General features: G+C 64.2%; 18 protein-coding genes. 5 read left to right on the forward strand and 13 right to left on the reverse strand.

Going from position 1 to position 21,615, the window contains the following annotated elements:
* Positions 1-42 precede the first annotated feature (42 nt).
* On the forward strand, positions 43-846 hold the full coding sequence (locus L0963_RS07935) for a crotonase/enoyl-CoA hydratase family protein (RefSeq protein WP_003051289.1): 804 nt from the start codon (positions 43-45) through the stop codon (positions 844-846).
* Positions 847-848: 2 nt separating this feature from the next.
* Complete coding sequence (locus tag L0963_RS07940) at positions 849-1,628, forward strand: tyrosine-protein phosphatase (protein WP_058811709.1); 780 nt, start codon at positions 849-851, stop codon at positions 1,626-1,628.
* Between the two features lie 20 nt (positions 1,629-1,648).
* On the opposite strand, the gene L0963_RS07945 is transcribed toward L0963_RS07940, so the two are convergent.
* The 7 genes from L0963_RS07945 to L0963_RS07975 form a co-directional block, all read right to left on the reverse strand.
* Positions 1,649-2,968 (reverse strand): Xaa-Pro dipeptidase, encoded by a 1,320-nt coding sequence (locus L0963_RS07945; RefSeq protein WP_234179120.1) that lies wholly within the window; start codon positions 2,966-2,968, stop codon positions 1,649-1,651.
* Positions 2,969-3,041: 73 nt separating this feature from the next.
* Positions 3,042-3,776, reverse strand: a complete 735-nt coding sequence (locus L0963_RS07950) for a sulfotransferase (protein ID WP_234179063.1) — start codon at positions 3,774-3,776, stop codon at positions 3,042-3,044.
* A complete protein-coding gene (locus L0963_RS07955; protein ID WP_234179065.1) occupies positions 3,773-4,693 on the reverse strand; it encodes an aminotransferase class IV in 921 nt (306 codons plus the stop codon). The genes L0963_RS07950 and L0963_RS07955 overlap by 4 nt, the downstream gene beginning before the upstream one ends.
* A gap of 38 nt (positions 4,694-4,731) precedes the next feature.
* Positions 4,732-5,346 carry a phosphatase PAP2 family protein gene (locus L0963_RS07960; protein ID WP_234179066.1) on the reverse strand — a complete coding sequence of 205 codons (615 nt, stop codon included), beginning with the start codon at positions 5,344-5,346 and terminating at the stop codon, positions 4,732-4,734.
* Positions 5,347-5,369: 23 nt separating this feature from the next.
* Positions 5,370-5,966, reverse strand: a complete 597-nt coding sequence (locus L0963_RS07965; RefSeq protein ID WP_234179068.1) for a hypothetical protein — start codon at positions 5,964-5,966, stop codon at positions 5,370-5,372.
* Between the two features lie 6 nt (positions 5,967-5,972).
* Positions 5,973-7,385: a dihydrolipoyl dehydrogenase gene (gene lpdA / locus L0963_RS07970; RefSeq protein ID WP_234179070.1), complete on the reverse strand. Its 1,413-nt coding sequence runs from the start codon at positions 7,383-7,385 to the stop codon at positions 5,973-5,975.
* 1 nt (position 7,386) lies between these two features.
* Positions 7,387-8,667 (reverse strand): pyruvate dehydrogenase complex dihydrolipoamide acetyltransferase, encoded by a 1,281-nt coding sequence (locus L0963_RS07975; RefSeq protein WP_234179072.1) that lies wholly within the window; start codon positions 8,665-8,667, stop codon positions 7,387-7,389.
* Between the two features lie 160 nt (positions 8,668-8,827).
* Between L0963_RS07975 and L0963_RS07980 the strand changes: the two genes are divergently transcribed.
* Positions 8,828-9,283, forward strand: a complete 456-nt coding sequence (locus tag L0963_RS07980; protein WP_003051267.1) for a universal stress protein — start codon at positions 8,828-8,830, stop codon at positions 9,281-9,283.
* Here L0963_RS07980 and L0963_RS07985 read toward each other — a convergent pair.
* Positions 9,280-9,672, reverse strand: a complete 393-nt coding sequence (locus L0963_RS07985; RefSeq protein ID WP_234179073.1) for a hypothetical protein — start codon at positions 9,670-9,672, stop codon at positions 9,280-9,282. The two genes, L0963_RS07980 and L0963_RS07985, sit on opposite strands and share 4 nt — an antisense overlap.
* A gap of 119 nt (positions 9,673-9,791) precedes the next feature.
* Here L0963_RS07985 and L0963_RS07990 point away from each other — a divergent pair, with 119 nt between their 5' ends.
* Positions 9,792-10,577: a helix-turn-helix domain-containing protein gene (locus L0963_RS07990; RefSeq protein WP_234179075.1), complete on the forward strand. Its 786-nt coding sequence runs from the start codon at positions 9,792-9,794 to the stop codon at positions 10,575-10,577.
* Positions 10,578-10,693: 116 nt separating this feature from the next.
* On the opposite strand, the gene L0963_RS07995 is transcribed toward L0963_RS07990, so the two are convergent.
* Genes L0963_RS07995 through phaR form a run of 3 tightly spaced genes read right to left on the reverse strand, consistent with a single transcriptional unit; the run spans position 10,694 to position 15,128 of the window.
* Positions 10,694-13,018 (reverse strand): ribonuclease R family protein, encoded by a 2,325-nt coding sequence (locus L0963_RS07995; RefSeq protein ID WP_234179077.1) that lies wholly within the window; start codon positions 13,016-13,018, stop codon positions 10,694-10,696.
* Positions 13,019-14,545: a proline--tRNA ligase gene (gene proS, locus L0963_RS08000; protein WP_234179079.1), complete on the reverse strand. Its 1,527-nt coding sequence runs from the start codon at positions 14,543-14,545 to the stop codon at positions 13,019-13,021.
* Between the two features lie 43 nt (positions 14,546-14,588).
* Positions 14,589-15,128, reverse strand: coding sequence for a polyhydroxyalkanoate synthesis repressor PhaR (gene phaR / locus L0963_RS08005; RefSeq protein ID WP_186403202.1), 540 nt, complete (start codon positions 15,126-15,128; stop codon positions 14,589-14,591).
* Positions 15,129-15,637: 509 nt separating this feature from the next.
* Between phaR and L0963_RS08010 the strand changes: the two genes are divergently transcribed.
* On the forward strand, positions 15,638-18,796 hold the full coding sequence (locus tag L0963_RS08010) for a TonB-dependent receptor domain-containing protein (RefSeq protein WP_234179081.1): 3,159 nt from the start codon (positions 15,638-15,640) through the stop codon (positions 18,794-18,796).
* Between the two features lie 94 nt (positions 18,797-18,890).
* Here the strand turns inward: L0963_RS08010 and alr are convergent, their stop codons facing one another.
* Positions 18,891-19,931 (reverse strand): alanine racemase, encoded by a 1,041-nt coding sequence (gene alr / locus L0963_RS08015; RefSeq protein ID WP_234179082.1) that lies wholly within the window; start codon positions 19,929-19,931, stop codon positions 18,891-18,893.
* A gap of 42 nt (positions 19,932-19,973) precedes the next feature.
* Complete coding sequence (locus L0963_RS08020; protein WP_234179083.1) at positions 19,974-21,608, reverse strand: MFS transporter; 1,635 nt, start codon at positions 21,606-21,608, stop codon at positions 19,974-19,976.
* Between the last annotated feature and the right edge of the window lie 7 nt (positions 21,609-21,615).

Raw genomic sequence — 21,615 nt, forward strand, 5'->3', positions numbered from 1 at the left:
GACCGCGGGGCATAGCCTGTGCGCGGTACAGGAGAGGTGATGATGGGCGAATTTCTGAGTGTCGAGCGGCGGGGAAAGATCGCCATCCTGACGATGATCAAGCCCGAGAGCATGAACGCCATCGGCACCCATGCCGACTGCGACGATATCGTCGACACGCTCCGCGCGCTGGGCGAGGATCGCAGCGTCAGCGCGATCATCCTTACGGGCAGCGGCAAGGCGTTCAGCGCGGGCGGCAATCTCAAGTCGATGCAGGATCGCAAGGGGATCGGCGTGCTCGATCAGCCTGATTCAACCCGCGCCAATTATCGCCGCGGCGTGCAGGCGGTGATCCGCGCGCTGATGGACTGCGAAATCCCGATGATCGCCGCGGTCAACGGCCATGCCGTCGGCCTCGGCTGCGACCTTGCCTGCACCTGCGACATCCGTATCGCGGCGGAGAGCGCCAAATTCGCCTGCAGCTTCATCAAGGTCGGCATCGTCCCCGGCGACGGCGGCGCCTGGCTTCTCCAGCGCGTCCTCGGCTATCCGCGCGCGGCCGAACTCTTCCTGACCGGCGACCGCTTCGATGCGCAGACGGCAAAGGACTATGGGCTTGTCACCGAAGTCGTCCCCGACGCCGAACTGCTCGACCGTGCGGTGGCGATCGCCGAGCGCATCGTGTGCAACCCGCCGCGCGCGCTGCGGCTCACCAAGCGGCTGCTCCGCGAGGCGCAGCACAGCCGGATGAGCGACATCCTCGAACTCAGCGCCGCCTATCAGGCGATCGTCCACGAAACCGCCGACAACCGCGAGGCGATCAACGCCTTCGTCGAAAAGCGCCCACCCGTCTTTACCGGAGAATAGCCATGATCGCCGACCGCGTCCTGCCGCTTTCGGGCATCCACAATTTCCGCGACTATGGCGGCTATGCGGTCGAGGATGGCGGGCGGCTACGGCAGGGACTGCTCTGGCGTTCGGCGCACCATGAACAGGCGACCGACGCGGATCTGGGCGCGGTCGATGCGCTGGGCCTCGAAACCGTGATCGACCTGCGCGGCGACGACGAGCGCGAAATGCATCCCTGTCGCCGTTCCGACAATTTTTCGGCGCGCGTCCTGTTCGCGGGCGGCGTCACCGCCGGCCTGGCACCGCATCTTCAGGCGGCGGGCGGCGCGATCGATGTCGAGACGGCACGGGCGCGAATGATCGACACCTATGCAGGCATGCCCTATCGCTCGGCGCTCGTCGCGACGCTGCGCCTCTATCTGGCGGCGCTCGCCGAATATGACGCGCCGAGCCTGGTGCACTGCGTCGCCGGCAAGGACCGCACCGGCTTTGCGGTCGCGATCGTCCACCGGCTCGTCGGCGTGCACGAAGATGACCTGATGCACGACTATCTGCTCACCAACACGGCGGGCAAGATCGAGGAACGCATCGCGCAGGGCGCCGCGCACATCCGCGCCCGCTATGGGGCGGAGATCAAGGACGAGGCGGTGCGCGCGCTGATGTCGGTCAATCCCGCCTATCTCGACGCCGCGCTGGCGACGGTGCGCCGCGATCATGGGGATATTCCAAGCTATGCCGAGGCGGTGCTGAATTTCACCCCCGCGATGCGCGAGGCCCTGATCGACAAGCTGGTCGTCTAGCCCCTTTCCTCAAGGGCAGATTATTCGCCCTTCACCACCACCCCGCCCTTCACGACCGCGGCCACATGCTCGAGCCGGGTTACATCGGTGAGCGGGTCGCCATCGACCGCGATGATGTCGGCGTAGCGACCGACCGCGATCGCGCCGAGGTCGTTCGTCATGTCGAGCGCTTCGGCGCCGCTGACCGTCGCGGCGCGGATCGCCTGGAGCGGGGTCATCCCCCACTCGACCATCTTTGCGAACTGCTTGCCGTTATCGCCGTGCGGATAGACGCCGGCATCGGTGCCGAACAGTATCCGCACTCCTGCCTTCACAGCGCGCTGGAAGGTCTGGCGCTGGGCAAGGCCGATCGCCTTTTCCTTGTCGAGGCTTTCCTGTTCGGTGCCGTTGGCGGTCCCGGTCGCGAGGATATAATCGTCATTATAGATATCCATGTCGAACCAGGTCTTGTGCTCGATGGCGAGCTTGATCGCCGCATCGCTCGCAAGGCTGGCATGTTCGATCGTATCGATGCCGGCAAGGATCGCCGTCTTGATCCCGTCGTCGCCATGCGCGTGGGCCGCGACCTTCAGCCCCAGCATATGCGCCTCGTCGGCAATCGCCTTCATCTCGTCGAAGGTCAGTTGCTGCGCGCCGACGCTGTCGCCGAGCGAAAAGACGCCGCCGGTCGCGCAGATCTTGATGACGCGCGCGCCATATTTGTGCAGCCAGCGCACCTTCGCGCGCGCCTCTTCGGGGCTGTCGATCACCGACGCCTCCTTGCGGTCCATCGAGGGCGGCAGCCCGCCGCTGTCGCAATGGCCGCCGGTCGCGCCGATCGCCCAACCCGCCGGAATGATGCGCGGTCCCTGAATGAAACCGCCCTCGATCGCCTGCTTCAGCCCGACATCCTCGAAATCGGCCGAGCCGACATTGCGCACGGTGGTGAAGCCCGCGTCGAGCACCTTCTTCGCATTGGCGACGCCGACGACGGTCCAGAAGCTGTCGGTGTAGCGCAGCCCCTGATAGCCGCCGACTTCGGCGAGCGAGGTCAGATGGACGTGCATGTCGATGAGGCCGGGCAACAGCGTGCGATCGCCGAGGTCGATCTGCCGGACGTCGGAGCCCCAGCGCACGGTGCGCGCATCGGCGATGCCGGTGATGCGCCCGTCTGGCCCGACGAAGATCGCGGGATGCTCGACGGTCTTGCCGGTCAGCACGTCGAGATAGCGCGCCGCGGTAATCACCGTCTTCTGCGTCGCCGCCGCGTCCTGCGCCGATGCCGTACCAACGGCGAAAAGCGCCGCCGCGCCGATCGCGATTCCCCGCAGAAAACTGCCGAACTTCACACTGGATTGCATCACGCGTCCACCCTCTGTTGCTGCCCGCAGACTTGATGGCAAAAGGCGCCCGTGTAGGACAGCGAAAATTGCGTCAGGCGGCGATTTTATGCTGCGCAAGATAGGCATAGTCGGCGCGGCACGCGTCCGCGACGGCCTGGGCCTGAGGCAACAGCGGCGCCGCCGGCTTGTCGGGCGCACCGAAGCCCGTGCTGGCGGCGACCGCATCATACCAATGCGAGGCCCATATACCGTCGGTGGCGTGGATTCCGGGTTGCCACCGCAACATGGCGGCATCCCAGTCGATGCCGAGCGCTGCGCACAATTTCTGCAGCATCGCCGCCGGATCGCGCAATATGTCGGCGCTGTCGATCACCGGCGGCGCATGGCCGAGCCGGTCGGCCTCGCGGTCGAAAAACTCGACCTGACGCGCGGTGCCGAGATGGTCGGGGCGGACCATCACGCGCTTGGCGGCATAGCTCGCGACGACGCGCGCCGGGTCGCGGATCAGGAAGGCGTGGCGAAGGCCGGGCAGATCGTGATGCGCAATCGGGCCGACCATATGGTGCGCCATATGCTTCTGGTACCAGATCGGCGTGGCGGCGGGATTCGGCCCCGACAGGGTGCGCGCGACGCTGCGCCAATCGCAGTCCATCGACGCCATGACCTGCTCCCTCATCGGCTGCGGGTCGCCGGTTTGCCGCAGATAGGCACCGTAAAAAGGTTCGTCGGTGACGATGCTGTCGGCGCGGCTGCCGAAACTGCGCATCATCGCGGTCGACAGGTTTCGCGGCCCCGACCACATGGCGATGCGGATGCAATCGGTCACGGTCGTCCCCGCGCCGCGATATCGGCCTCGATCAGCGCACGATAGAGGCCCTGCAGGCGCTCGACCATCGGCCCGCGCCCATCGGTCAGCGTGCGCCCGTCGATCGTGTGCGCAGGCACGACGCCCGCAAAGGTGCCGGTCACGAACGCCTCGTCGGCGCCATAGACATCGGTCAGCGAGAAGTTCCGTTCATGGACCGCTATTCCGTTGTCGCGGCAGATACGGATGACGTTGCCGCGCGTGATCCCGCCCAGGCAATAATCGCCGGTCGACGTCCACACCTCGCCTTTGCGGACGATGAAGAAATGGGTCGAATTGCAGGTCGCGACGAAGCCGTGCGGATCGAGCATCAGCCCCTCGTCGGCGCCCGCCTGCGCCGCCTGGATGCAGGCCGTGATGCAGTTGAGCTTCGAATGCGAATTGAGCTTCGGATCCTGCACCGCGGGATCGCCGCGGCGGACGTGGACGGTAAAGAGCGACAGCCCCTTTTCGACCGTCGCGGGCAGTGGGTCCTTATGTTCGGCAATGATGACGATCGTCGCGGGCGAAACGATCACGCGCGGATCCTGATAAGGGGTCGAGCGGATACCGCGCGTCACCATCAGGCGGATATGGCACGCGTCCATCCGGTTGGCATCGATCGTGTCGTAGAGCCGCCGTTCGAGCGCTTCGCGCGAAATCCCGATGTCCATCGCGATCGCCTTCGCGCCCTCCCACAACCGGTCGAGATGCTGGTCGAGAAAGGCCATGCGGCCGCGGTGGACGCGGATCCCCTCCCACACTCCGTCGCCGAGCATGAAGCCGCTGTCGAAGACCGACACGCTGGCTTCGGCGCGCGGAACGAGCGCGCCGTTGACGTTGATTAGGATCGCGTCGTTGCGCGGATCGGGGACGAAGTCATGCGTGCCATGTGTCATCACCCCACCCTAGCTGCTTGGCCGGCGCTGTCGAGCGGTCATGCCAGCCCGGCGCGCTCCGGTTGCGCCCACCACGCCGCCGTCAGCGCGAAGGCCGCGCCGAGCAGGATGCCGCCCACGATATCGCTCGGCCAATGCACGCCGAGCATGATGCGCGACAGGCCGGTAAAGCCGATCATCAGCACCGCGAGGGTCCATGTCGCCCGCCGCCATTGCACTGGCGCGAGCAACGCCAGCGTCAGGTAGAGCGCCGCTGCACTGGTGGCGTGGCCGCTGGGATAGGAGGCGCTGCTGACATGATCGAGATGCGCGATCAGGTCGGGGCGCGGGCGGTCGAAGGCCGCCTTGAGCAGGCTCGACGCAATGTTGGCGAACAGCACTGCGGCCACGATCGCGAGCGCCGGACGCCGCCCGCCCCAAAAGCGCACCGCCGCCGCGATCAGGCCGACCAGTACCCAACGCGGCGTGCCGCCGCCGATCCAGCTTATCGCCTGCATGAAGGCGATAAGCGGTGCGGGACCGGCGCCGTCGGGCCACGTAAGATGCCGCGCGATCGCGGCGTCGAGGGCCGCGCCATAATCAGCGCGGGTCAGCAGGCCGAGCATCAGCACCGCGACAGCAAGCATCACGACGATGACCGCCCTGTTCCGCAAACGCGCCGGTGGTTGCGCCACGATCAGGCTTGCCTGATCCGGTCGCCGGCGGGCTTGCGCCATGCCTCGAGATAGGCGGCAAAACGGCGCAGTTGCTCGGTGCCGCCGTCGACGTCATTGTCCATCAACCGCAGCACGCCCGGCCCCTGATCGGTGCGATAGGCGAGATATAGTCCGTGCCGGAAACCGGCGCCCAATCCAACCGATACGGAGAGGTCGCCCGGAAGGCGATCGGCGCGTTCGACGAGAAGCTGCGTGATGTCGCGCGCATCGAGCGACCCGATCCCGGCATCGTGCAGCAGATCGGAATAGAGGCGCCCGTTCTCGATCCTGGCCGCAACGCGCGCCGCGGCCGCCCGCCCCCCATGCCGCGCCGCATAGAAGAGGCAGCCGCATCCGGCCCCGATCAGCACGATCATATGGAACGGTGCCAGCGGATCGCGCCGCGGCGCCGACGCGGGCCACAAGCCGCCGGCGAGAGGCACTGGCGGCGGCGGCGGGGCGTGGGCGTCGTCGTACATCAACCCGGCCACAAGGAAAGCCACGACCGCAAAGGCAAGGAAGAGCAGAGCCTTCCCGCTATTGCCGCCGCGCGCATAGTGAAGGATCGACGGGTTCAAGCGCGATCAGATATGCAGCGCCCGCCCATAGGCGCCAAGCACCGCTTCGTGCATCGTCTCGCTGATCGTCGGGTGCGGATAGACGGTGTGCATGAAATCCTGTTCCACCAGCTCGGCGGTCTTGCCGACGGTATAGCCCTGGATCATTTCGGTCACTTCGGCGCCGACCATATGCGCGCCGAGCAGTTCGCCGGTCTTGGCGTCGAACACGGTCTTCACGAACCCTTCGACTTCGCCGAGCGCGATCGCCTTGCCGTTGCCGATGAAAGGGAAATTGCCGACCTTGACGTCATAGCCCGCTTCCCTGGCCTTCGCCTCGGTCAGCCCGACGCTTGCGATCTGGGGGTGGCAATAGGTGCAGCCGGGGATGTTCTTCGCGTCCATCGGATGCGGGTGCGCGTCCTTGTTGCCGAGTTCCTTCGCAATCGCCTCGGCCGCGATCACGCCTTCGTGGCTGGCCTTGTGCGCGAGCCACGGCGGCGCGGTGACATCGCCGATCGCCCACAGACCCTTCACATTGGTGCGGCAATAGGGATCGGTGTCGATATGCCCCTTCGTCGTTTTGACGCCGAGCGCTTCGAGGCCGATATTTTCGGTGTTGGGAACAATGCCGATGGCGACGATCGCGTGGCTGTAGTCGCCCGCCTGAACCTTGCCGTCCTTCGTCTTGATCTTCGCCGAAACGCCGCTCGCGGTCGCTTTCAACTCCTCGACGCCGGCGCCGGTCAGGATCGTCATGCCCTGCTTCTTCAGCGATTTTTCGAGAAAGCTCGACACGTCGGCATCCTCGACAGGGACGATGCGGTCGAGCATTTCGACGACCGTCACCTCGGCCCCCATATCGTTGTAGAAGCTCGCGAATTCGATCCCGATCGCGCCCGATCCGATGACGAGCAGCTTCTTGGGCATTTCGGCCGGGGTCATCGCATGGCGATAGGTCCAGATGCGCTTGCCGTCGGCTGGCGCGAAAGGCAGGTCGCGCGCGCGGGCGCCGGTCGCGACGATGATATGCTTGGCGGTCAGCGTCTCGCTGCCCTTGTCGCCCTTCACCTCGACCTTGCCCGCGCCGGCGAGCTTGCCGTCGCCCATATGAACCGCGATCTTGTTCTTTTTCATCAGGTGCGTGACGCCCTGATTGAGCTGCTTCGCGACGCCGCGCGACCGCTTGACCACCGCATCGAGATCGGCGCTGATGCCGGCGGCGGCGAGGCCATAATCCTTGGCGTGGCTCATATAATGAAAGATCTCGGCCGAGCGCAGGAGTGCCTTGGTCGGGATGCAGCCCCAGTTGAGGCAGATGCCGCCCAGATTCTCGCGCTCGACGATCGCGGTCTTCAACCCAAGCTGCGCCGCGCGGATCGCCGCGACATAGCCGCCGGGGCCGGAGCCTAGAACGATGAGGTCGTAATTTTCAGCCATGTTACGCCACCAGTCCGAGCGGGTTTTCGACGATCTGCTTAAACGCCTGCATCAACTGCGCGCCGTCTGCGCCGTCGATGGCGCGGTGGTCGAAGCTGCCCGTGGCCGACATCACGGTCGCGATGGCGAGCGCGTCGTCGACCACATAAGGCCGCTTCTCGCCCGCGCCGATCGCCATGATCATGCCCTGCGGCGGGTTGATGACCGCCTCGAACTGCTTGATGCCGAACATGCCCATGTTCGACAGGCTGGCGGTGCCGCCCTGATATTCGTGCGGCTGGAGCTTGCCTTCCTTGGCGCGGCCCGCAAGTTCCTTCATCTCGGTCGAAATCTTGCTGACCGACTTGTCGTCGGCGCCGACGATGATCGGGGTGATCAGGCCAGCCGGCACGCTGACCGCGACCGAGATGTCGGCGCGTTCGTAGCTGATGAGCTGATCGCCGGCGAAGCTGACATTGCATTTCGGCACCTGGATCAGCGCCTTTGCCAGCGCCTTGATCAGCAGGTCGTTGACGCTGAGCTTGACGCCCTGCGGCTCGAGTGCCGCGTTGAGTTCGCCGCGCAGCTTGAGCAATTTGTCGAGCTGGACATCGACCGTCAGATAGATGTGCGGCACCTCCTGCTTCGACTGGGTCAGGCGGCGCGCGATCGTCTTGCGCATATTGCTGAGCTTTTCGGCGCTGTGCGGAATGTCGGTTTCGAACGGCTGCGCGGGGGCGGGCGCATCGGCGGGCGCGGGGCTGGGCGCGGCCGCGCTTGCCGGGGCGGCGGTCGACGCAGCAGCGCCTTCGAGGTCGGCCTTGACGATGCGGCCGCCGGGTCCGCTGCCGGTCAGCGCAGCGAGATCGATGCCCTTGTCAGCGGCGATGCGCTTGGCGAGCGGGCTCGCCTTGATCCGCTCGCCCTGCGCGGCAGGGACCGGGGCGGCAGTCGGCGCCGGGGCGGGTGCAGCCGCGGGAGCAGGCGCGGGGTCGGCCTTGGCGGCGCGCGCCGGTGCAGGTGCAGGCGTAGGCGCAGCCTTGGCGCTGCCCGCATCCTCGTCCTCGCCGGCGATAACGGCGATCACGGTGCCGACCTTCACATTGTCGGTGCCTTCGGGGATCAGGATTTGCGCGATCGTGCCTTCATCGACCGCTTCGAATTCCATCGTCGCCTTGTCGGTTTCGATTTCGGCCAAAAGGTCACCTGACTGGACGCTGTCCCCCTCCTTCACCAGCCATTTGGCGAGGGTCCCTTCCTCCATCGTCGGCGAAAGGGCGGGCATCTTCAGTTCAATCGGCATCGTCGCTTTTGTCCCTGTCAGTCTCGCAGGCGCAGGCCTGCCGCTACGGATTCGTCCTCGTCATAAGCGCATCGCGGGTCAAGGTCTATCGGGCGGAACTTGCCTTTCATACGAATGTGACGCACTGTCCGCCCGCAAAAGGCATAGCGGGGGCCGGGGCATGCGCACCTATCTGGTGGTTATCGACGACAGTCCGGAGGCGACGCTGGCGCTGCGCTTTGCGGCGCGGCGCGCCGCGCGCACGGGCGGCGGCGTGATGGTGCTGGCGATCGTGCCGCCGCAGGATTTCGTCGCTTTCGGCGGGGTCCAGGCGACGATCGAGGCCGAAGCGCGCGAACATGCCGAAGAACTGGTCGCCGCCGCCGCCGATGCGATCGCGCAGGAAGCGAATGTGACGCCCCAGATCATGGTCAAATCAGGCAAGCCCGCCGAGATCGTGCGCGACGTGATCGGCGCGAACGACGAGATAGCGGCGCTCGTCCTTGCCACCGCCGCGAGCGGAGCGCCGGGCCCGCTGGTGGCGCATTTCACCGGGCACGACGCGGGAACGCTGCCATGCCCGGTGATGCTGGTTCCGGGCGCGATCGACCTCGCCCGGCTCGACGCGCTTAGTTAGGCCGCAGCAGCGCGCGGGAGCGCTGCTGCGCCCTTCGCTTCGAACAGCGCGAGTTCGAGAACGACAATCGCCTGCACGATCAGGATTGCGATACCGGTCCAGCTCATCTGGCCCGCGAACATCGCCAGCACCGCAAAACTCGCCGCGACCCAACCGAGATTGCCGATGGCGATTAGATTGGCGAGCGCGCGGCTCGGGTTCTTCTGCCCGGCAACGAACAGCATCAGCGCCGCCGACGGCAACCCGATCCAGCCCGCGGCCGCGACAAGCCCGGTCGGCAGACCGAGCAGCGCCGCGACCGGCGCGGTCGCGAACACGCACGCCAGGAACAGGATGCTGCAGGTATTCGCATCGATGACGAGGCTGTTCTTGAGATTGAAATAGGACATGACGGATTCTCCTTTCGAACCCCTCCTGAATGGCGCCGCGACGTCATCGCGTCGATTATGCGTCAGGTAATGGAAATCGCGCACTGCCATCGCTAACCAGAGGCAAAAGGAGACAGGCGATGCAGATGGTGCCGCTCGGCGAGCAGCTTCGCGAATGGCGCGCGCGGCGCCGGATGAGTCAGATGGACCTCGCCCTCGACAGCGAGATTTCGACCCGCCACCTGAGTTTCATCGAAACGGGCCGCTCGAAGCCGAGCGCCGCGATGATCCAGCGCATCGCCGATTGTCTGGAGGTGCCGCACCGAGCGCGCAACGCGATGCTGCTCGCCGCCGGATACGCCCCCGATTATCGCGAGCGCCCGCTCGACAGCCCCGAAATGACCGGGATGAAGGCCATTGTCGACCATGTGCTGAAAGGGCACGCGCCCTATCCCGCGCTCGCAGTCGACCGGCACTGGAACATGGTCGCCGCAAACGATGCCATCGCGATCCTGACCGCCGCCGTGTCCCCTGCCCTGCTCGAGCCGCCGGTCAACGTGCTACGCATCGCGCTCCATCCGGAAGGGCTGGCGCCGCGGATCGTCAACCATGCCGAATGGCGCGCGCATATCCTGCACCGGCTGGATCAGCAGATCGAGGCGAGCGCCGATGCGGAGCTCGCCGCGCTGCGCGACGAAATCGCCGGCTACCCCGCGCGGCCGGGCGATCAGCCCGCCCCGCCCGCAAGCAGCATCGCGGTCCCGCTAATCGTCGACACCGCCGCCGGGCGGATCGGCCTCGTCTCGACCGTGACGATCTTCGGAACGCCCGTCGATATCACCCTGTCCGAACTGGCGATCGAGGCCTTTTTTCCTGCCGATGCCGAGAGCGCGGCGTTGCTGCAGCGACTGGCGACGGAGCCATAAGCTTCGTCAGTGCAAGAAGCCGAAGGCAAGGAGGCAATCTCCGGCTTTCCGCGTTGCGGAAGGTGGCACGCTGGAGATTGCTTCGTCGCTGCGCTCCTCGCAATGACGAGGGACGATTATCGGCGCTTGCCTTGATGGCGGATATTGCCGGGCCGTCCGCGTTTACCGACCGCATGCTTGCCCGCCTTCTTCACACCGTCGCGGCGCGGCGGTCGATTGCGGAAGCCGCCTTCGGGCGCGTCGGGCAATTCGAAACGCAGCGCGCCGCTGACCGGGTTCGCCTCCATCAGCCTGAGATCGAGCCGCTGGCCGACGCTATAGCTGACCCGTCCATGCTCGCTGTCGAGCGTGCGCGCGGCTTCATCGTAGAAAAACCGCTCGCTGCCGAGCATCGAGACGGGCACCAGTCCGTCGCCGCCGAGGCCATTGACGGTCGCGAAGAAGCCGAACGGCTGCACCCCGGTTATCCGCGCCGGCACGATTTCGCCCACCTTGCCCGCAAGATAGGCGGCAACATAGCGGTCGACCGTCTCGCGCTCGGCCTCCATCGCGCGGCGTTCGAGCCCGCTGATCGCCTCGCCGATGCGCGAAAAGCCCTTTTGGTCGGCCTCGCCGAGCCCGCTGCGCTCGGGCAGGCCCTTGGGCTTGCCGGGCACTTCGAGACGATAGCTGTCGACCAGCGCCCGGTGGACGAGCAGATCGGCATAACGGCGGATCGGTGAGGTGAAATGCGCGTAGCTGCCAAGCGCGAGGCCGAAATGGCCCGCATTGGCGGGGCCATAATAGGCCTGTGTCTGACTGCGCAGGATCGCCTCCATGATTTCTGGCAATCGGTCGTCGCCCGAAAAGCCGTCGATCAGGCGGTTGAACACCGCCGGCGTGATCACCTGTCCCAGCGCGAAGCTTTGTTCGAAGCTTTTGAGATATTCCTTCAGGCTGACCAGCTTTTCGCGGCTCGGCGGTTCGTGGATGCGATACATCACCGGCGATTTCTTCGCCTCGAGCGCCTTCGCCGCCGCGACATTGGCCGCGATCATATAATCCTCGATCAACCGGTGCGCGTCGAGCCGTTCGCGCACGCGTATTTCGGCGATATTGCCCTGCGCGTCGAGAATCACCTGCCGTTCGGGCAGATCGAGGTCGAGCGGCGAGCGCGCCGCGCGCGCCTTGGCGAGCCAGGTCCAGCAGCCCCAGAGGTGGCGGAGCGCCGGCATCACGTCGGCGTCCCAGTCCTTGTCGGGCGCGTCCGCATCATAGGCCGCCTGCGCGCGTTCATAGGCGATGTTGGCACGCAGCCGCACCAGCGCGCGGGTGAAACGCCATGACGTCACCTTGCCATGCTTGTCGACGGTCAGGTGGCACGCCATCGCCGCGCGGTCCTGCCCTGCTTTCAGCGAGCAGACGCCCGCCGACAGTGTTTCGGGCAGCATCGGAACGACGCGGTCAGGGAAATAGACGCTGTTGCCGCGGCGCCGCGCCTCGCGGTCGAGCGCACCGTCGGGGCGGACATAATAGCTGACGTCGGCGATCGCGACGATCGCCTTCCACCCACCCTTGTTGCCGGGATCCTCGTCAGGGATCGCCCACACCGCGTCGTCATGGTCGCGCGCATCGGCGGGGTCGATCGCGACGATCGGCAGATCGCGCAGATCCTCGCGCCCCTCGGGCGTCAGTGGCAGCGTCGCGGCGCGCTCGGCCTCGGCAAGCGTCTCGTCGCCGAACAGATGCGGGATATCGTGCTTCGCAATCGCGATCATGCTGAGCGAGCGCGGCGCGAAAGGGTCGCCGATGCGGTCGATCACGCGCGCCTTGGTCGCCGGGCCGCGTCCCGACAGTTCCGCCCGGACCAGGTCGCCGATTGCCGCATCGCCCATGTCGGCCACGGCGAAGTCGAACCGCGCGCGCTTGTCGGCGGGACGCAGCCAGGTCATCGGCTTGCCGCCGGGGCCGGTATCGGCAACGAGCACGCCGATCACGCTTTCACCGCCCGACTGGAGCTTTTTCATCGGATGCGCGACATGACCGGTGCCACGCTCCTCGGTTCGGGCAAGGATACGGTCGCCGACGCCGAGCGCGCGCGTTCCTGAACGATTGGGGCGCCCCTTTTCCATCACGCGCAGGCGCGGCGCCGGGCCGCTGCCTTCCCAGCGGTCGGGTACCGCCCAGACCGTATCGCCCTCGACCGCGGCAACGCGCAGCACGGTGACTTTGGGAAGGCCGCCATGCTTGTGGAACGCCCGCCCCGGGGCCATGTCGACGACGCCTTCGTCGGTCATGTCCTTGAGCAGCGCCTTCAGCGCGATCTTGTCGGCACCGCGCAGCGCGAAATGCTTGGCAATCTCACGCTTGCCCACCGCACCGGGGCTGTCCTCGATGAAACGCAATATCTGCTCGCGCGAGGGCAGACCTGTCGGCTGCGGCCGCTTCGGCGCCTTTGCCAATTAATAGGTCCGCCCGATGAGCACGCGTTCGACCGCGGGCTCGCCGGTGAAGAAGCAGGCGCCGTCGGCGGGCGCGGCGTCGAGGGGAGTGTTACGCATCGTCAGCTTCAACGCTTTCAACTGCTCAACGATCCCTTCGAGCGCGGCGCCCGTCGGACGCGACCATTGCACCTCGGCCCAGCCGACGAATTTGTCGTCACCGCCGAAATGCGCCGCAAGGTCGGTGACGTCCCGGCGGATGTTGGCGTCGAGGCGCGCCTTCGCGTCGGCATAAAGCCCCTGCTGGATCGCCTGAAGTATAGTCGCGGCTTCGGCGACGAAGGCGTCTTTGGCGACGAAGGCGGTGTCGAGCTTGCCGCTCTCCTGATACAATCGGTCGCGGCGGATGACCGCGACATTGCCGCCCGCGACGTCGCGCGGGCCGACCTCGACGATGATCGGCGCGCCCTTCTTGACCCAGCCCCAGCGCTTGGTCTGCGCCTTGTTCGCGCCGGTGTCGAGCAGCACGCGCACCGGTTCGCGGAACGCGTCGAGCGCCTTCAGCTTCATCTCGAGGTCGCGGCAATAATCAAGGATCGCGGCATCCTCTTCATTGTCGCGCAGCATCGGCACGATGACGATCTGGTGCGGCGCGATGCGCGGCGGACAGCGGAGGCCATCGTCGTCGCCATGCGTCATGATGACGCCACCGATCATGCGCGTCGACACACCCCAGCTCGTCGTATGGCAAAGGCTGTGGCCGCCGTCCTTGTCCTGATAGCGGATATTTGCCGCCTCGGCGAAACCGGTACCGAGATAATGCGAGGTGCCGGCCTGCAGCGCCTTGCCATCCTGCATCATCGCCTCGATCGAATAGGTCGCGACGGCGCCGGGGAAGCGTTCGTTCTCAGGCTTTTCACCCGCGATCACCGGCATGGCGAGGACGTCCTCCGCAAAGCTGCGATACATTTCGAGCGCGCGCAGCGTCTCGGCCATCGCATCGCCTTCGTCGGCGTGCGCCGTATGGCCTTCCTGCCACAGAAATTCGCTGGTGCGCAGGAACATGCGCGTGCGCATTTCCCAGCGCACGACATTCGCCCACTGATTGACCTTGAGCGGCAGATCGCGCCAACTCTGCACCCAGCGACTCATCGCGGCGCCGATCACGGTTTCCGAGGTCGGGCGAACGATCAGCGGCTCCTCGAGCTTCGCCTCGGGGTCGGGGACCAGTTTGCCCTTGCCGTCACCGATCAGGCGGTGATGCGTGACGACCGCCATTTCCTTCGCGAAACCATCGACATGGTCGGCTTCCTTCTCAAAGAAGCTCAAGGGAATGAAAAGCGGGAAATAGCAGTTCTGAACCCCCGCATACTTGATCGCGGCGTCCATTACCGTCTGGATCCGTTCCCAGATGCCATAGCCCCACGGCTTGATGACCATGCAGCCGCGTACGCCCGATTCCTCGGCAAGGTCGGCTTCGGCAATGACATCCTGATACCAGGCCGCGAAGTCGGCCTGACGGGTTACGCTGAGCGCATGCTTGATCATCTGTCCTGTTTTCTGTGCTGGGGGCGGGAGAGGCCCCGATGTGTCACTTCTTTTTGGCGAGCTCGGCCTTGAGGTCGGCGATTTCGGCCTTGAGCGCGGCAATTTCGGCATCCCTGGCCTTGCCGCCGCCGACACCCGGGATGAAGGCGCCCGCCGCCTGCTGGAACATTTCCATGTTGCGGCGCGTCAGCTCGGCGAGCGGGCTCGATCCCAGCGCGCCCTCGAACGCGGCACGCACATCCTGCTGGTTCTTGCGGAACGCGGTCATCGACGCTTCCAGATATTGGGGCACCATCGACTGCATCTTGTCGCCGTACATGCCGATCAGGTGGCGCAGGAAATTGACCGGCAGCAGCGTTTCGCCGCGCGTTTCGGTGTCCATGATGATCTGGGTGAGCACATTATGCGTGATATCGTCGCCGCTTTTGGCATCGACGACCCGAAATTCGCGCCCCTCGCGCACCATGGCGCCCAGATCGTCGAGCGTGATGTAACAGCTGCGTTCGGTGTCATAGAGCCGCCGGTTCGCATATTTCTTGATCGTAACGACGTCGCCCTCGGCGGTCGTTTTGGACTTGGCCATGCTGCGGCGGCTCCTCTTCCGGCGCGGCGCGCGATCGCTTGCCGCGGCACCGATGTGACAAAGTCCGGCATTAGCATCAATCCATGACGCGCCGCAACATAAGTGCAGTCGGTGGGGATGATTCGGTCACACGCCGCGAGGTCAGGGTGCCGCATCACCGTTTCTAATAGCTGAAAAATCGATACAGAACGCAGCATTGTGCGACTACGCCTATATCCATCGCGTGATCGCCATTGGCAACTTAGTTTCAAAAGTTACGTATTTTTCGTCATCATTCGCCAATTTGCTCCCGCAAGCGCGGGATAAATTTCGTTCGCGGATACGCAAATTAGTATCAACGGGATCGTGTATGCGTGCGCGCCTGTTGCTGAAAAGACACAACTAATGATGTTCCCCCCCGCGGGTGTAAGAAAATTGCCTTCAAGGGCTTGTGCATGCTGCTCTTTCCGTCTTTCTTGATCGCAAGCCGTTCATCGAAATTTTGTGAACGGGCAACCGGGGAGTTATCTATGAATAAGTCGCACCTGCTTATGGGTGTCGCTGCCTTTGCAGTGGCCATTTCTGCAAGCCAGCCCACTTTCGCACAGGAAACGTCCACCAATTGCGCTGACACCGACGATAACGGAGTCTGCGACAAGGATGAGGCGTCGACGCCAGCCAATGACGGCGGCGCGATCATCGTTACTGGTTCGCGCATTGCGCGCGCTAATTTCGACACCGTAGAACCGTCGGTTGTCGTTTCGTCTGCGGATATCGAGGCTCGCGGATTCGAAACGCTGGGCCAAGCGCTCAACGAACAACCCTCCTTCGGTGTTCCAGGCTCATCGCCTGTCGGCGGCCAGTCCGGATTCGGCCAAGGCCAAAGCTTTGTAAACTTCCTGGGGCTCGGATCGCAACGCACCCTGACGCTCGTCAATGGTCGTCGTTTCGTCGGTTCGAACACCGCTTCCATTTTCGGTCCGACCGGCGCCGGTAGCCAAGTCGACCTTAACGTAATCCCGACCAAATTGATCGAGCGGGTTGAAACGATCGCCGTCGGAGGCGCGCCAATTTATGGTTCGGATGCCATCTCTGGCACGATCAACGTTATCCTAAAGCAAGATTACCAAGGCCTCGAAATCGACGGCCAATACGGTTTGACCACGCGTGGCGACGCGGCCAACTATCGCTTCCGCGCTCTTGCCGGATATAATTTTGCCGATGGTCGCGGCAACATCACGCTTTCGGGGGAATACAATAAGGGTGAAGGCCTAACCGGCGTTGACCGCCCGCTTTTTGCAAGTGGCCTTTTCTTCCGCAACGCCAGCGATCCCAGCCGGGGCTTCTCACAGCAGCTTTACGCCGATCGTCGACTTCCATCCATTTCGGAATCGGGTACGCCCATTGTCGGCCTTGCTGACTATGGCCTTGATTTCAATTTCCCCGATTATCAGGGTCCGTTGTTCGGCCTGCCCGCCGGTTTTAACGGTGCTGTTTCGAATGGTGCAGGCGACCAGCTTCGCTTCGACGAAAACGGGAACTTGATCCCGATCAACTTCGGTACATACGCCGGTCGCCCGGGCTCGTTTGGCATCGACTTTGCGGGCGGCAACGGCTTCAGCCTCGTTCCCACCTCGAACCTCTTGTCAGAAACGCGTCGTTATAGCGGTATCGCTACGACGAAGTATCAGATGTCCGATTCGGTCCGCTTTTTCGGTGAGGCGTGGTATTCGAATAGCAAGGGTCGCAACCTGCGCGATCAACCCGTCTACAACTCGGCACTGTTCGATGCGGCGGGCACCCCCGACGGCAACATCATCGTTAGCATCAACAACCCGTTCCTTTCGGATGCGGCCCGCGCGGCAATCCAGAACTCGATCGATAACAACCCGTTCTCTGATCAAAATTTCCTGGGTGTGACGCAGAATTATTTCTATCTCGGCCGTGCAAATACTGATTTGGCCACCGGCAACTCCACCGGCGAGGTCGAAGTCATGCGCTTCGTCGCTGGCTTCGACGGATCGTTCGACGCGCTTGCAGGCACTTGGAACTGGGAAGTTGTTGGCAATTACGGCCGGTCGAAGACCTCCGGCTATTCGCGAGAGCTCGTGCAGCAGAATTTCGAAAACGCTGTCGATGCCGTCCTTGATGGTAGCGGCAACATCGTCTGTCGTCCGGGCTATACCAATGCGACTATCCAAACGGTCAGCAGCACCTGCGCTCCGTTGAATCTGTTCGGCACGGGACGTATATCTCAGGAGGCGCTGGACTATGTGTCGGCGATCGCGCGACCGGTTTCGCTCAACAAGCAGAAGGTGTTCAGCGCCTCTCTTTCGGGTCCGCTGTTCAGGTTGCCGGGGGGCGATTTCTCAATCGCCGTTGGCTATGAACATCGCGAGGAGTCACAGAATTTCGATCCAGGAGCCTATTTCCGTGGCGAGCTTCAGAGCGATGGCACCTATGCAAGCTACGGCCGTTCGGTTCCGATCCAGCCCGTTATCGGTAAATTCAATACCGACGAAGTTTCCGGTGAAATCCGTGCCGAGTTGATCAGCCCTTCGACCGGAACTTTTATTAACCTGCTTGAAGTTCAAGCGGCAGGCCGCTGGGTCGATCACTCGATCGCGGGCGGTGATTTCACGTGGACGCTTGGCGGTCGCGTAAAGCCGATCGAGGATTTCACGATCCGCGGCAACTTCACGCGGTCGATCCGCGCGCCCGCAATCACCGAGGCCTTTAATCCGTCGAGTGATTTCTTCGGTTTTGCTGATGATCCGTGCGACGAAGCCAATGTGAACAACGGCCCGGATCCGGCGACCCGCGCAGCAAATTGCGCTGCGCTAGGCCTGCCGGGCGACTTCAGCTCGTTGTCGAGCAGCCGATCGTTCAAGCAAGCGATTGCCGGCAATCCGTCGCTCAACAACGAGAAAGCGAACAGCTGGACTGTCGGCGTCGTTCTCGAACCCTCCTTCATCCCGCGTTTTCGTGCGAGCGTTGACTATGTCGATATCAAGCTCAAGGACGTGATCAGCGAGTTGTCGGGTGACCAAGTCGTTGCAAATTGCTACGATTCGGCCGATTTTCCGAGCAATGAGTTCTGCGACCGCGTCACTCGTAATCCGTTCGTTGGCGATGGATCGCAGAACGACGGCCAGATCACCTTTATCGAGACGGGCTACTTCAATTCCGCGCAGCTTCGCTACAAAGGCTATCTGGCAGCTATCGATTATCGCCTCCCAGTCCCTGCGATCTCGTCGGACGGTCAAATCGGGATCAACCTGTCGTATCAATATCTTGACGAGTTGAGTACCCGCGCGGACGCCAATTCGGCCAAGTCGCGTACGGACGGCAGCATCGGCTATTCGAAGCACAAAGGTGTTCTGACCATCAATTATTCGGAGCCGGCGTTCAACCTGTTCACACAGCTGTCATACATCGGCAAGGCGAAGATCGATACGCAGGTACCGGATGATTATTATCCGGATGGCCTCAACAACATTCCGAGCGTGATCTTCGTAAATATGGGCGTCAACTTCGATGTGGATGAGCGTTTCGAATTTCAGGTGAACGTCGATAACGTGTTCGACAAGCAGCCGCCGTACCCTTATCCAGCGAGCGGCGGTACGATTACTTACTTCCGCGGGCTTCTTGGACGCTATGTGCGGGCAGGCGCGACGGTAAAGTTCTGATCGCCTTCTCCGTAAACAATGAGGCTCCCCGGCTACACCGGGGAGCCTTTTTTAGATAAGCACCGGGCATGCTTCCGAGCGTCGACGGATGCCCCTAAGCTGTGGCAAACCGCGCGCCCAGCCCCGTCAGCAGTTCATATTGCGACAGTCCGCTCGCGGCGGCGGTTGCCGGCAGGTCATAGTCCAGCGCCAGCCAGTCGCCCTCGCCTATGCCTTCGGCGGCGCTTGCGTCGAAGGCGGTGAGATCCATCGAGACGCGGCCGATCAGTGGCAGGGCGCTACCCTCCCATGTCGCACCGCCGGTTCCGGCGTGACAGCGCAGATAGCCGTCGGCATAGCCGAGGTTCGCCACCGCCACCCGCGTGGGCCGCGGGGCGGTCCAGGTGGCGCCATAGCCCACCGTTTCGCCCGCCGGGACAATCCGCACCTGCAGCACGCGCGCTTCGGGATAGGCGACCTGCCGGATGTGCCCGGCCGCCTCGCCGCGCGGTAAACCGCCATAGAGCGCAAGACCGGGACGCGTCAGGTCGAAGGCATAGTCGAGGCCGAGGCAAATGCCGGCGCTGTTCGCAAGGCTATAACGCTGCGCCGGAATCTGGCTGCGCACCGCGCGGAAGGCCGCAAGCTGCCGCGCATTTTGCGCGCTGTCCTCGTCCGCCGAAGCGAGATGGCTGAGCAGATTGACGATGCCGAGCCCGTCGAGCGCCCCGCCCAGCGCCTCTTCGACACGCAGGCCGAGCCGGTTCATCCCGGTGTCGATCATCACGTCGCACGGACGGCCTTCGCCTGCCGCGCGCCAGCGCGTCAACTGTTCGACGCTCGCCAGCACAGGACGCGCGGGCAGCGTGCGCGCGGCGACCATGTCGGTCGCGCCAACGCCGTGCAGCACCGATAGCGACACGCCCGCAGGCAAGGGCATCAGCGCCGCCGCTTCGGCCCAGGTCGCGACGAAGAAATGCCGGCATCCCGCCACCGCAAGATGGCGCACGATGGCGCCGGCACCGAGGCCATAGCCATCGGCCTTCACCGCCGCGCCGCACGCCGCCGGGCCGCTGCGATCGGCCAGCCAGCGCCAGTTATGGACGAGCGCGGCTGAATCGAGACGGAGCCGGAGCGGCGAAGCAATGTCGATCATCGCTTCGCCCTAGCCCGGAACGAACCCGCCGCCAATGCCCGTTCAGGCGTCGGCGGCGCGCTTGTCCCATTCGCCGGGCACGGGCTCCTTGAGCATGAAGGCGGCGACCAGGAAAGCGACGAGCACGACGCCCCATGTGTACCACAGGCCCGCATAGGCATTGCCCGTCACTGCGGCGATCAGGCTGGCGATGAACGGGAGGAAGCCCCCGAAATAGCCGGTGCCGATATGATAGGGGATCGACAGCGAGGAATAGCGCACGTGCGGCGGGAACATCTCGGCGAGCAGGGCGGCGACGGGGCCATAGGTAAAGCCCGACAGCGCGCTGAGGCCGAGCAGCGCGAGCAGGATCACCGCGAGGCTGCCGACCCCCGGTACCTGCTTGTCGAAGCTATAGCCCATCGCCTCGAGCGCTGGCCGCAGTAGCGCCGGATCTTCGCTGGCGACCTCGCGGCCGCCGATATGGATTTTCACGCTGTCGAAGCCGCTTCCCGACGGCTGCACCTTATAGGGCACGCCCAGCTTGGTGAGTTCGGCAATCGTGCGGCCGCAAGCCGTCGTCTGCTGCTTCTGTTCGAAGGGATTGTAGGAACATTGGCTGCCGGTCACGACGACCGGCGCCTTTGCCGCCGCCTCCTTGAGCGCAGGATTGGCAACTGCGCCCATCATCCAGAAGAGCGGGAAAAGCACGAACAGCGTCACCGCATAGCCCCAGACGATCGGCTTCTTGCGCCCGATCCGGTCCGACATTTTGCCCGCCCAGATGAAAAATCCCATACCGAGCGCGGCGGCTAGGCCAACGATGACCTCGGCCGCGGTATCGTCGACCTTCATCGGGCCCTTCAGGAAAGCGAGGCCGGAGAACATCGCAGTGTACCAGATGACGGTCAGCCCCGCCGCAATCCCGAACAGCGCAACGAAGATGCGATTGGGGTTGCCGGGATAGGTGAAGCATTCCTTCAGCGGATTCTTGGCGATCTCCCCCTCTTCCTTCATTGCCTGGAACACCGGGCTTTCGGAGAGTTTGAGCCGCATCCACAGCGAAATCGCGAGCAGCAGCAGCGACAGCAGGAATGGCACGCGCCAGCCCCAGCTTTCCCAGACATCGGCGGGCATCGCCGCCTTGCACGATAGCACGACGATCAGGCTGAGCACGAAACCCCCGACGACGCTCGCCTGGATGAAGCTGGTATAGAAACCGCGCCGTTCGGGCGGCGAATGTTCGGCGACATAGACCGCCGCGCCGCCATATTCCCCGCCGAGCGCCAATCCCTGCAATATGCGCAGCAGGATGATGATGATCGGTGCCGCGATGCCGATCGTTGCCGCCGAGGGGATCATGCCGACCCCGGCGGTGGCGATCCCCATCAGGGTGACGGTGACGAGAAAGGTATATTTGCGCCCCAGCCGGTCGCCGAGAAAGCCGAACAGCACCGCACCGAGCGGCCGGAAGCCGAAGCCGACGGCAAAGCCGGCCCACACCAGCAGCACCTCCAGCGTGGCGTTGTCGCTGGGGAAAAAGGCTTTGCCAATGATCGCGGCGAGCGTACCGTAGATGAAGAAATCATACCATTCAAAAATGGTGCCCGCCGACGATGCGGCGATGACCATGCGAATATCATTCGCGGTCGGCTCATAGACCGCACCATGATCGGCGACGGCGGCTGCGTCGGTCATATACTCT

Source organism: Sphingopyxis sp. NFH-91, from assembly GCF_021401285.1.
Lineage (GTDB): Bacteria > Pseudomonadota > Alphaproteobacteria > Sphingomonadales > Sphingomonadaceae > Sphingopyxis > Sphingopyxis terrae_A.

Coding starts and splice junctions, on each gene's coding strand:
- L0963_RS08010 (WP_234179081.1), top strand. CDS start 15,638: ATGAATAAGTCGCACCTGCTTATGGGTGTCGCTGCCTTTGCAGTGGCC.
- L0963_RS07980 (WP_003051267.1), top strand. CDS start 8,828: ATGCGCACCTATCTGGTGGTTATCGACGACAGTCCGGAGGCGACGCTG.
- L0963_RS07945 (WP_234179120.1), bottom strand. CDS start 2,968: ATGCAATCCAGTGTGAAGTTCGGCAGTTTTCTGCGGGGAATCGCGATC.
- L0963_RS07940 (WP_058811709.1), top strand. CDS start 849: ATGATCGCCGACCGCGTCCTGCCGCTTTCGGGCATCCACAATTTCCGC.
- alr (WP_234179082.1), bottom strand. CDS start 19,931: ATGATCGACATTGCTTCGCCGCTCCGGCTCCGTCTCGATTCAGCCGCG.
- proS (WP_234179079.1), bottom strand. CDS start 14,545: ATGATCAAGCATGCGCTCAGCGTAACCCGTCAGGCCGACTTCGCGGCC.
- phaR (WP_186403202.1), bottom strand. CDS start 15,128: ATGGCCAAGTCCAAAACGACCGCCGAGGGCGACGTCGTTACGATCAAG.
- L0963_RS08020 (WP_234179083.1), bottom strand. CDS start 21,608: ATGACCGACGCAGCCGCCGTCGCCGATCATGGTGCGGTCTATGAGCCG.
- L0963_RS07985 (WP_234179073.1), bottom strand. CDS start 9,672: ATGTCCTATTTCAATCTCAAGAACAGCCTCGTCATCGATGCGAATACC.
- lpdA (WP_234179070.1), bottom strand. CDS start 7,385: ATGGCTGAAAATTACGACCTCATCGTTCTAGGCTCCGGCCCCGGCGGC.
- L0963_RS07975 (WP_234179072.1), bottom strand. CDS start 8,667: ATGCCGATTGAACTGAAGATGCCCGCCCTTTCGCCGACGATGGAGGAA.
- L0963_RS07935 (WP_003051289.1), top strand. CDS start 43: ATGGGCGAATTTCTGAGTGTCGAGCGGCGGGGAAAGATCGCCATCCTG.
- L0963_RS07990 (WP_234179075.1), top strand. CDS start 9,792: ATGCAGATGGTGCCGCTCGGCGAGCAGCTTCGCGAATGGCGCGCGCGG.
- L0963_RS07955 (WP_234179065.1), bottom strand. CDS start 4,693: ATGACACATGGCACGCATGACTTCGTCCCCGATCCGCGCAACGACGCG.